The organism is Butyrivibrio sp. (assembly GCF_024699075.1).
This window is the reverse complement of sequence record NZ_JAILQF010000130.1, coordinates 1-12,045: the sequence shown is the minus strand read 5'-3', so window position 1 is coordinate 12,045 and position 12,045 is coordinate 1. Positions and strand designations below refer to the sequence as shown.

Genomic DNA, 12,045 nt, shown 5'->3' with positions numbered 1-12,045 from the left:
GATACCGGCGCTTACAACTATATCTTATCCTGTATATGACCTTGGACGTATCGCAGTAAGTAACCTTCACAGCCTTATCCGAGGACGCGAGAGGTCTAATACAAGCGTTTTTGCCAAAGTGATATATGGAGGATCCTGCGGTTGCAGCTACCCTTCTGACAGAAGAGTTCATATGTATACTCACACACTTCTACATCAGATAGCTGACCTTGAAAAGTCCATCATGATGTCTTCCAAGATAGCTTCTGCCTTCGGTCCTGCAAGTGATCTTGAAGATATGCTGGATCTTATAGAAGAGTATGCAAGGGAGATTGAAAACTGTAACGGATTCTACCTGGCTCTTAGCGACAGCTGGAACAATCTGTCGGACAAGATACTGACCTTGACCGCATCCACAGATTCTGTAAACTATGAAAAAAGCTCCGATACCCTTACTATGTATCTGGCTTTGCAAAACGGCAAAAGACTCCCTTCCTGCACTTTCAAAAATAATACGCTGCTGCCTGACTTCCTAATGTCAGATAAGGAAAATGCCATAATCGTATCTCCTATATATAACCATGCAGGCTCTATAGGATATATAGTTATGACCTTTGAGAACAACAGGATAAAGTATCCATTTAAGCTGATACAGTATCTTGTGAACTTATCACAGCTGCTTAATAACATAAGGAACAGGAAGAAATCCGATGCCATGGCTACGCATCTTGAAGAGCTGTATATGAAAGACGAGCTTACAGGGCTGTATAGCAGCGCGGGATTTGAATATTATAAGAATAAAAACAGTTCAGATAGTATAGATGATAGCGATGCAGACAATATCCTAATGATCGTGGATACAGATAATCTTGATAGTATAAACAAAGATCACGGTCAAGAAGCCGGAAACTTTGCAATATCTGTGATCGGCCAAGCTATCAGGAATTCTGTACCGGAAGGTGCGATCGCAGGGCGTATAAGTAAGGGAACCTTCCATATACTGCTTAATAAGGATGCTGCATCTACTGATGAAGTTAAGAAGAAGATACTGACATACCTTGATAACTATAACAGGCTTAATCCTAAGGAATATAAGATAAGCGCGCGGATATAGTTTGGTTTTCTTTCCAGTGGCAAGTGATCCCTTGGCTCTAAGTCATGAGATCATCTGCCACCATTTTGCCATCAGGTTGTCATATTCTTCCTATACTCTCCGGGAGATACTCCGCACATGGCTTTGAAGGTCTTCATGAAGTGCTTCTCGTTGTCATAGCCTACCTCCTGGCTTATCTCTATCACCTTAAGGTCGGTACTTGTCAATAGTTCCTTGGCCTTCTCTATCCTTATCTCCTTCAAATAATTCACAAAATTCTTGCCGGTATATCCCTTAAATGAATAGGAAAAGAGCGAATAGTTCATGGACACATAGTTAGATACAACGGCCATGTTCAGATCTTTATTATAATTATCATTTATATACTTCCTGGCCAGTTCTATCTTCTGTCTTATGTTACTGTCATCCGGTCTGTTGCCAAGCCTTTGGTTTAAATTAAGGAGCCAGTCCATAAAAAGGTTCTGATATTCGGACAGGTTGTCGTATTCACTAAGCTTTTTCAAAGACTCTACCATTTTAAGATCGTCATCTGTAACATTGTCTCTGTAAACCTGCGGTATCGAAGAAAGGCTCGTGTCCACTTCATCGCAGAACTCTTCAATATCTATCTGACCATTTTCCAGCACCTTAAAGAGCTGCTTCCATCTGTATATGACATCTTCTGTCTTATCAGTTCCTATGATCTGAATCCTCTTGGTGCGCTCAGTTTCTGTCAGAAGCTCTTTGGCTTTTTCTTTTAAATTAGGATTTACACTTTCAAACTTATCGGATCCATATACACATGTTTTTCCTTTAATAAAAGAAAGCTTACGCATAGATACAGCTTCCTTGTATGCATCCAACAGGCTTGACAGCCCTTCATGAACATCACTTAACCCCGCGCACTTATCAGGCATTTCATTATTGATAAAAGCTCTGACCATGTCCTCTTTTAGTATGACCACTGTTCCGTCCTGATCGTCAAAAGAAATGGCTTCATACAGATCTGAGTAGTTATTACCATCCATTTTGGAGCCAGGATCTTCATGACCTTGATGCCTGGCATCGTCTGCGCTGTTACCTGCTTTACTCTTTTCACACTTATATATACATACCCTATATAAAGTATCAAAAAAGTATAAAGAATACTTATCTATTATCAGCTTCTTTTTCTGTTCATCAAGCTCCTTATCAAGCAGATCTCTTATCTGCCTAAGTCCAAGCTCTTTATCCTTATTCTGCTCATCAGTTCTTTCTTCAAGTTCGTCATTAAGCTTTCTAAGGATTTCTGCTATCTTGTCCCTCTCAACAGGTTTTAAAAGGTACTCTCTAACACCGTTTCTAAGCATCTCAACAGCATATGAAAAATCGTCATAGCCGCTTATTGCAACTATTAGAGGCTTATCGTCAAGCTCTCCTACCCTTCTTACAAGCTCGATCCCGTCCATCTTCTGCATTCTGATATCTGTGAACATGACATCAACATGGATTGTATGCATTAGATTAAGCGCATCCTCCCCGTTAGAGCACTCAAGGATATTGTCAACAGGAACACCGCTTCTTTGTACCATAGCTTTTATGCCCTGTCGTATCATTTTCTCATCTTCTACGATCAATAATGTATGCATGTTCACCTGCCACTTCTTTATATTCAGCTGATTTATTCAAACTTCACATATCTGTTATGTGAAGTTTGAGTAAGTCAGTACACCAGTATTTACGAACTACTTTTTCTCCAGATCTCTTCTTGGAAGTACTATAGAAACCTTAGTATATTTAAGGGGCTTAGAATATACTTCCAGTCCGTACTCTGATCCAAACGTCAGCTTAATACGGTCCTCCACATTTTTTAGCCCTATGCCGTTTCCTCTTCCGCCGCTTTCTTCTATCTCACCATGTATACGTTTTAAAAGGTTTTGAAGCTCACCTTCATCCATGCCCTTGCCGGAATCCGTGATCTCTATACGGAATCTATCATCATCTTTCCAGGCTTTGATATAGATAGTCGTATCTGCTGCCACAGGCTCTATGCCGTGAAGTACCGCGTTCTCTACTATAGGCTGCAGTGACATCTTAGGTATCTCCTGACTTAGAAGATCCCCAGGTACATTCAGCGACAATATAACTTCAAAATCATACCTTAAGTTTATAAGGAGCACATAGTTCTTGATATATTCAAGCTCATCACTAAGATGCACATTGCCAAAGCCCTGCTTTATGCTATATCTCATAAGTTTGCCAAGAGAAGTTATGGCATCCGATATCTCATACTTTTCATCTATCTCGGCCATCATCTTGATAGACTCAAGTACATTGTAGATGAAATGGGCATTGATCTGGTTTTGAAGAGATCTAAGTTCTGAGCTTTTGGACAGCACCTCTTTCTGGAAATGCCTTACAATCCTGTATATAAGACCTGCTGTGACGAACAGGACTATAGTCATTATAAAGACAAAAAAATTGCGCCTATGATATACCGCCCATACCTGACTGGTAATATCCTGGACACTATACATAACACCATCAAGGCTTCGTATAGAATACCGCGCTATAGTCAGGTATCTTCCTGAGATCTTCTTGTATATTATCTGTCTGTCAAGATCTCCAAGATCTGTAGTAAATGCGCCTATAATAAGACTTTCATCCACTTTATCAGATCTATAATATGTACTATCATCAAGACCATCGCTAAAATCAGGCTCTTTGCTGTAACCTGTGCTTGCCTCCAAGCTTTCTGTGTTATCTTTAGTACTTCCAAACAGAACTTGTCCACTACTGCTTACAAAGAAGCTGTACAGAGTTTCATCACCTTCATACACTCCTGGGAACATAGTCTTAAGCGGCATCGCCGCTTCCACATATCCGATAACGCCTCTGTCATAATCTGTAACCTGACTGCACAGACCTGCAAGCTCTGTCCCCTGATCTGTAGTAAGTGAGGAAAAGAGGGTATCGTAATATCCAAAATGCCAGCCCTCTTTAACATCGTCGTACCATGACAATTTCTTCATACGGGTGTTATTGTACAAAACAGGCATCATCTCCTGCACATTGTCATTGACGCCATATACCCTTACTGCATACAGTACAGGATTATTATTAACAAGCCTTTCAAGGTCAGCCACCTGAGTATTATAAAAATCAATGATCTGCCTAGTATCCATAGTCTGACCATCATAGGCCATCGTAAGAATATACGAAAGTCCCTCATCTGACAAAAAGAACCTTGTAGACATATTGATCGATTCGATATTGGTCGAGATCATCGCATAGTCTCTTGTAACCTTGGCTTCCATGTAGTTATAGCTTTCTTTTATAGCATCTGTTTCAAGATTCCTAAAAAGGACACCTGCCATAACGCCAATAGGAACGAAGGTAAAAGCAAGGATCACAAGGGTGAATCTGCTATTTATTTTTAAATTGCCAAAAAAGCTTCCTTCTTTCATCCAAACCCTCGCACAATATAGCGACTTATTCCATTCCAAGTCTCTTCTTGTTCTCTATCATCTGTCTGGTCTCTTCTTCCATAAGTCTGTCGTAGCCAAGACTCGTACGCTGACTTATATACTCTTCCAATATCTCATCGAACTCTTCATCTGAACCTGCCAAAAGAAGCCTTGGAAGCGTAGTCCCCCACAGCTCTCTGCAGGCAGAATATATCCTTCCTATCTCCGAGTCCTCATTGATGATAACATCATACTGACCCAGATATGTAGTATAAGGATATGTCCACTCTTCAAGCTGCTTGAGAGGCTCTTCCGTCTCCATATGCCAGTCAAGCTGCATTACATTGTTCTGAAGCATCCAGTAGGTATCATCCGCTCCGTATATGGCATCATATGTCTCACGATCTGTAGAGAGGATCTTCTTAACATCCTCTTTCATAACAGGGACATCTCCTACCATATCGTATGTCTCACCTTCTATCCCCAGATACAAAAGCTTCTGCCCATCCTGACTTAACATATAATCTATGAACTTTATAGCCCTTTCAGGGTCTTTACAATTCCTGGATATAAAGGTCAGAGTCCAGCCAACTATACCATTAGAAGGAAGCACAGGATCATCGCCATTAGAATTCCTTGGACCGTCTACTGCTATGTAGATCTTATCAGGATCCTTGGCATAGAGCTCTTTCTCCTGATCTGCAAGGTCAGTCCTTTGATATAGCATGCAGAAGTACCGCCCCTCGCTTACCTTCTCACTTGTCTGTGTCCGCCTGTCTACGAAGATATCATCAGCCAGATACCCTTCTTCACATAGCTTTCTGAAGAGTTTGAGCCACCTTAGATACTCAGGGTCAGTCTTCCTGTCATACTTGACCCCGTCCTTCTCATAAGGAACCGCCAGGAAGTTCTGCAGATACTGGTCAAAAGATACGCACCCGTCTTGCTCAAATTCATGCGCGCCTATCGGTATAAGAGGCTTGCCGTCTACTTCAGGGAACATCTCACAAGCTTTGACCACAGCGTTATAGAAACCTTCCGGAGTACTCATATCAGGACTTCCTATAGCTTCATATATATCTTTCCTTACAAGAAAAGTCTGATTGGATGCGATATTGTCATGTTCTTCTAAATCTTTAGGAGTGTAGGTCGAGTTGGGATATCCGTAGATATTGCCATCACTCATGGTATACCAGTCCCTGACCATATCATCAGTCACATCGTAAAAAGAAGCATCGTACATATCAGCAAGCTCGTTAAGAGGATATACCATCCCCCTATCAAGCATCGTCTGGATCTGTGGCTCCCACCATCCTATAGTTACAATATCAGGCAGTGAATCTGAATCGATAAGTGACTCAAGCTTATTGGTCTCATTGCCCATAGGCGTTATGAAGTTTATATCTACTCCTGTATCCTTGGTGAACTTCTGAGACACCATATTCTCACCCCAGTCCGTAACAAACCAGGAATAGTTCACATACCAGTCAAGAGTTATGACATCTGTGTCTGCAGCAGGTACGCTTTCGCCCTCACCTGTAGCATCTGCGCATCCGGATAGCATGATAAGTGCTGATAAAAGAATATTAAATTTCCCCCAAATATGTTTTTTACCCACTTTACACTTATCCTTTCATTAAACAGCCAAAAAACAGATAGATTTGGCATAATTATATCATGTGTAGAGTTTCACTCAAACTTCCTACTTCATCAATAAAAGCTGCCACCTAAGTGACAGCTTCTATTGACCTTGTTTTTATTCTTTGACCGCACCTGCTGATATACTGCTAATAATATATCGCGAGAAGAAGCAGAACACAAGCAGGATCGGTATTACAGATATCGCTACTGCAAGATATGTAGCACCCTGGTTTCTGGCAGCATCTATGGATGCACGAAGGGTTGCCATCATAACAGGGAGTGTGAATTTCTCATTCTTGTTGAGGATTATCATCGGAAGCAGGTAGTTGTTCCAGTTGCCGATGAATCCCATGATACCCATAGTCGCCATAGCAGGTGATATTATGGGAAGGGCTATCCTGTGGAATGTATATATCTCTGGTGAGCCATCAATTCTTGCAGCTTCTACCAAAGACGGGGAGAGGGATGAGAGAATATACTGTCTTAGGAAAAAAACTGTCCCGGGAGCTGCAATTGCAGGCACTATAAGAGGTATATATGAGTTAACAAGATGAAGCTTTGTACACAGCTGATAGAAACCGATAAGTGACAGCTGTCCGGGGATCATCATGAATGTGAGGATCGCACCGAATATAACCTTGTTGCCTTTGAACTTGTACATTGCAAGTCCGTATGCTGTAAGAGCTGAGAAATATGCTCCAAGGAGCGTAGCAGGAACTGCAACTAATACACTATTGAACATACCTCTGAAAAGGTTGAAGTATCCAAATAGTATATCCCAGTTCTCTTTAAGATGAGTTCCGGGTATAAAAGTGAATGAGCTTGATATCTCAGCTCCGCTTCTTGTTGCATTGACTATCATGAGAGTGAAAGGAAGAAGACAGGTTGCAGCAAGGATTATGAGAAGTATATACAAAATGCCTTTTTTAATAGTAAAACCCATATCACTTCTCCTTTCTGTTAAATAATTTGATCTGCAACAGTGATACTGACAGGATGATCAAAAACAGTGCATATGCTATGGCAGATGCAAAGCCTGTCTGTACAGTACCTGAAGTAAATCCAAATTTGTACAGATACATCATAACTGTCTGAACTGAACCATAAGATGCTGTAGCCGGATTGACCATAAGGTATGGCAGATCGAACATCTGAAGTCCGCCAATAAGTGATGTGATAGCAACATACATCATGATGGGCTTAATAAGTGGAAGTGTGATCTTGCCAAAGATAGTCCATCTGCCTGCGCCGTCAATAGCTGCTGCCTCGAAGTAGTCCTTGGATATACCCTGAACACCTGCCATAAGCATGATGAATGAGTTACCAAACCACATCCAGGACTGGATCACCGCAATAGTAGGTCCTGCTGTTGCTGAGTTTCCGATCCAGTCAATAGGAGCATAATGTGCTCCAAAAAGCTTATAAACCTGATTAAGCAAAATATTAAAAGTACCAAATCTCCAGTCCAAAAGAGTACTGAAAAGAAATGCTACAGATGTTGCCGCGATAAGATTGGGAAGATAATACACAACCCTGAATACTGAAAGACCTGCCATCTTGTATTTGACATCACTAAATACCATCATAAGAAGGAATGCAAGTCCCAGCTGAAGTACAATGTTGACAGTCCAGATACGAACTGTGTTCCACAGTGCTATCCAGAAAAACTTGTCTGTCACAACTCGAGTATAGTTGTCAAGTCCGATAAAATGAGCCTGTCCCATAACTTTAAGATCTGTAAAACTCAGATACAGAGTACGAAGAACAGGATATACGCTGAAAATAAGAAATACTATTACGAAGGGAGCTACAAATGCGTATCCCCAGTTGTTATATGCAGTTAGTTTGCTTCTCTTTTTATTGATCTTACTCATAGTAACCTCGATTCTTTCTGTTTTAAAAACCGGAGAGAGGATCGATATTGGCACATTTCTACGCCACCAATATCGAACCATTAGTCTCTCCGGCGTGTTATCTTCTAGCAGAAATTACCTTGTTACTTTGATATCAGGATATGTAGATTCAATTGTGTCATAGAAGGTGTTAAGAGCTTCTTCCTTAGTAGCCTGGCCGGTCTTGATAGCTCCGATCGCCTGACCCCATGCATCGCCGATAACCTTGTCATACTTAGTTACCTTAGAATAATCGATGCCTTCAGCCTGCTCAAGCCAGAAGCTGTAGAGCTTCTCACCGCCGTATACTGCGTTCTCGTCATCCTTGTGCTTGTCAAGAGCAGAGATCAGTGATACTGTGTCACCTTCAGATGTCTCGATCCACCAGTCAGCTGTCTCTTCGTTAAGTGTGCAGAACTTGATGAAGTCCCAAGCAAGTTCTTTTCTCTCAGAAAGGCTTGAGATACCGATGTATGTACCGCCGCCAAATCCGTAAGCAGGTCCCTGACATACGCCCCATTTACCTGATGTCTCGCCTACATTGTCTCTCATTGTAAGAACACCCCATGAAGGAAGACCGAATGCGAATACTGTTGTCTTCTCAAGATCTGCTGTAGCTTCTTCGAAAGACTCTGCATCCCATACGTTAACTGAATCATCTTCGTAGTTCTGGATCTCAGCTGTAAGGATCGGAACCTCTCCGCTCATAGCCTGATACCATGGTGTTGACCACTGGTTAGCATATGCTGTGAGGTCGTCCTGGTAAAGTGAGATTACAAGGTCCATATAATCAAGTCTTGCCTGTGATACGTTAAGTGCTCCGTCTACAACCCAAGCGCTGTCACCTGAGAAATAGTTGATCTCAGAGTCTGATGCGAAGATTCTGTATCCTGCATCCTTAAGTGTGTTAGCTGTATCAAGGATTGTTCCATAATCTGCAAAATACTTGCCGATCTCTTCAGGATCATCTGTTCCGAATACTTCTGTTGCAATGTCTCTTCTATAGTAGATTCCTGCTGGTGTGATCTGATATGAAATAGCTCTCTGAACGCCATCTGCATCCTGACCGACTTTCCAAACATAATCTACGATCTGTCCTTCATAATCCTTAGCTCCAAGCTCGTCAAGATCAGCAAAGAATCCATTATCATAGAAGTCTTCAAGCATCTGAGGCTCGCCTACGATGATATCAGGCTCTGTCTCGCCGCCCATAAGAGCTGTCTGAACCTTGGTTGGATAGTCACCCGGCTCGATAACTACTGTTTCAACTTCTGTACCAGTCTGCTCTGTGTATCTTTCAGCAAACTGCTTAAGGTCAGATGCAAGAGTCCATACAACAAGCTTCTCGCCATTTGATGCTACTGCCTCACCGGAATTCTCTGTACTTGTTCCGTTATCTGCACCTGTTTTGCCATCAGATGATCCGGCGCATCCCACCATAGAAGCAGCCATAGCACCTACTAATGAGATTGCCATTAACTTTTTCAACTTCATAAAAATAACCCTCCTTGTTAAAGCACGTTTTGTGTTTATGCTTTGATTATAGGAGGGTTATAGGTGTCAAAAAATTATCCAAATTTTAAAATGGTGTCGTTTTTTTATATGGCAGGATGTTGGCAAAAAATAATATTGATCAAAATCTTTTGGTCAAAATAGCCATATAACGTTTTCATTTATCGTTTTCATATATCAGTCAAGATATATGTCTACTTTCTTATAAGCACCGCTTCTAAGGGCTATAGCTGCATCTGCCTTCATGACCTGGCCTATGATTTCTTTTTCTTTGCCTTGTACATCTGTTGCCACCATCTTAGTAATCTTGTATTCACCCGGGATATAATCTTTTCTTTCTCCAAGATGATATATGATATCAGTCTGTCCCATGAATCTGGCACTTATCACTTTGTCGCCATCATCTGACTTTAGAATCAGATACTCCGGAATAACAGGACTTGGTGCAAATACAAGTTCACCTGATTCAAGTCCAAAAGGCTTACTTCCAAACATCATGATCTTCCACATACTCATGAATTCTATGGTAGATCCGCTAAGTCTTGCCACAAAGCCCTTACCATGGATCTTGTCATCAGGACCTGCGCTACTTGCGATAAATGAAGAATTCTCATATATACTTCTTCCATATACTGAAGGATCCATAAATGGAACAAGGGCTGTGCGAAGATCGTCTATATACTCTTTGTATAGACCTGATCTTATAAGTTCAAGAAGGTACTTGTACTCCATATGAAGCCATATAGACTCATTTTCAAGCCAGCCCGGAGTAAAGCATCTGCATCTTCCAAGTTCATAAGAAGCTTCTGATAAAGGTGCATTTATTTTATACATCTTAAGCTTCTCATCATAAAGGTCACTATTTTTGATCCTGTCATAAAGTGATCTCTTCTTGTCAAGATCCATGGCTGTCTTAAGATATCTTACAGGGCCTTCTAAGAAAAGAGGTACCATGTTGACCTTAAATGATACAGGATGTATGCCATCATCGTCCTTGGTATAATCTGTCACATCGAAGTAGAAGTATGTAGGACATATACCATCTCCATATCCTATTGCCTTCTCAATACCCTTGTCCACGATCTCTTTAAATCTTGTAATAACTTTGGCAACTTCATCTGCTGATGTTCTTTCTACAACGCCGTCTATATTTTCAAATACATCATCCCAGTACTTCTCTTTCCTGTCATTGACAAGGTTCCAGTAGGATGCACCATCTCCAAGGTCATTGGATATATTATAAATATCGCTTACAAAATCCCACAGCTCTTTAAAGATAACAACGTCTTCGCCGCATCCCTTAAGACTATCAATAGTCCATGCAAGCATCCTTTCAAGCTCATAGCTTTCTGCCATGGAGGATCCAAGAAGTCCCGGAAGACCGTTAAGTGCATCATACCAGCCTGGCTTGCCGCCTTCCATCTCAACGCCCATCTGCTCAGGATCAAGTGCTGCAAATTTGGTAGTACACAAAAGGATCAGCTTCTCAAGAAGAGTTCCTTTATAGATATGGCCGTCTTTGGTTCTAAGCTCCTTGCCGGTATCCTGTCTTACAGTATCTGTATCAAGTGCATAATACTGTCTGATACCGCCTTCTGTCTCTTTATAGCGTCTGGCTCTTTTATTTATTTTCTTCTGAGAGGCAAAATAGGTATAATCCTTCTCAAAAAGAAGCTCCTGTCTCTTCTCAGGGTATAGTGAGAGGTACTCTTCTACAAGGTCAAGGTTGTAAGTCCAATGATCTGACCAGTAGCCCTCACCAAATGAAGCGTTAACATCAGCTGTGCTATTATCCATGATCTTGTCAAAAACATCACCGTCACATACAAGAGCAAGATGTCCCGGTGTGAAGTGCTTGTCCTTAACTACATCATATATAGTATTTCTAAACTTCTCTTTATCAAAGATATCGCCATCGTAATAGTCTTCAAGATGTGCGCTCAGAAGGTCTACATGGCCTTCTTCTATCTTAAAGATATATCCGGATAGTATATCTTCTAAAACAACTCTATCTATACTATAAGTAATCTTCTCTATACTAAGAGGATTGTAACCATCTGTCTGTATCAGAGAGTAGAACATCTTGATACCTGCTCTGTCTGTATATGGAGCAAAGAAGCTGTCCATCCTGCGGTTCTGATTGACATCCCTGAAGTTACCGTTGCCCTGAGAATAGAACTCCGGTGACATGGCAAAATAGTTATATTCTCTTTCAAGATCTCCGTGCTTTCTTGAATATACGTAGAATACCTTGTTATCACCGATCTTTATAGGAAGTCCTCCTCTAAGAACATTGTCCATAAAGGTATATCTGGTATACTCATCAAAATTCTTGTCTCCTGTCTTAGTTGAAACTATATCTGTAAGATCATCAGTAAGTTCTATGGCACGTTCAAGCTTTTTCTCAAAAAACTTGGGCGTAAGTTTTGTAAAAGTATTAGCCGAAGGTGCACTTTTTTCAGATGTGCTTTTTTCAGATACA

General features: G+C 41.1%; 8 protein-coding genes. 1 reads left to right on the top strand and 7 read right to left on the bottom strand.

What is annotated here, in order from left to right; all coding sequences use genetic code 11:
- The coding region (locus tag K6G87_RS05190) for a GGDEF domain-containing protein (RefSeq protein ID WP_296834701.1) at positions 1-1,093 on the top strand (1,093 nt) is incomplete at its 5' end.
- Between the two features lie 71 nt (positions 1,094-1,164).
- Here K6G87_RS05190 and K6G87_RS05185 read toward each other — a convergent pair.
- The 7 genes from K6G87_RS05185 to K6G87_RS05155 all read right to left on the bottom strand — a co-directional run.
- Complete coding sequence (locus tag K6G87_RS05185; protein WP_296834699.1) at positions 1,165-2,700, bottom strand: response regulator; 1,536 nt, start codon at positions 2,698-2,700, stop codon at positions 1,165-1,167.
- A gap of 96 nt (positions 2,701-2,796) precedes the next feature.
- Positions 2,797-4,518 carry a sensor histidine kinase gene (locus K6G87_RS05180; protein WP_296834698.1) on the bottom strand — a complete coding sequence of 574 codons (1,722 nt, stop codon included), beginning with the start codon at positions 4,516-4,518 and terminating at the stop codon, positions 2,797-2,799.
- Between the two features lie 25 nt (positions 4,519-4,543).
- The gene (locus tag K6G87_RS05175; protein WP_296834696.1) at positions 4,544-6,136 is read right to left on the bottom strand and encodes an extracellular solute-binding protein; all 1,593 of its coding nucleotides are present in this window, start codon (positions 6,134-6,136) and stop codon (positions 4,544-4,546) included.
- A gap of 138 nt (positions 6,137-6,274) precedes the next feature.
- Positions 6,275-7,102 carry a carbohydrate ABC transporter permease gene (locus tag K6G87_RS05170; protein ID WP_296834694.1) on the bottom strand — a complete coding sequence of 276 codons (828 nt, stop codon included), beginning with the start codon at positions 7,100-7,102 and terminating at the stop codon, positions 6,275-6,277.
- Position 7,103: 1 nt separating this feature from the next.
- Positions 7,104-8,033 (bottom strand): carbohydrate ABC transporter permease, encoded by a 930-nt coding sequence (locus K6G87_RS05165; protein WP_027217291.1) that lies wholly within the window; start codon positions 8,031-8,033, stop codon positions 7,104-7,106.
- Positions 8,034-8,147: 114 nt separating this feature from the next.
- Positions 8,148-9,545, bottom strand: a complete 1,398-nt coding sequence (locus K6G87_RS05160; RefSeq protein WP_073388890.1) for an extracellular solute-binding protein — start codon at positions 9,543-9,545, stop codon at positions 8,148-8,150.
- Positions 9,546-9,740: 195 nt separating this feature from the next.
- Positions 9,741-12,045, bottom strand: a 2,305-nt coding sequence (locus K6G87_RS05155; RefSeq protein ID WP_296834690.1) for a hypothetical protein, incomplete at its 5' end; no start/stop codon positions are given.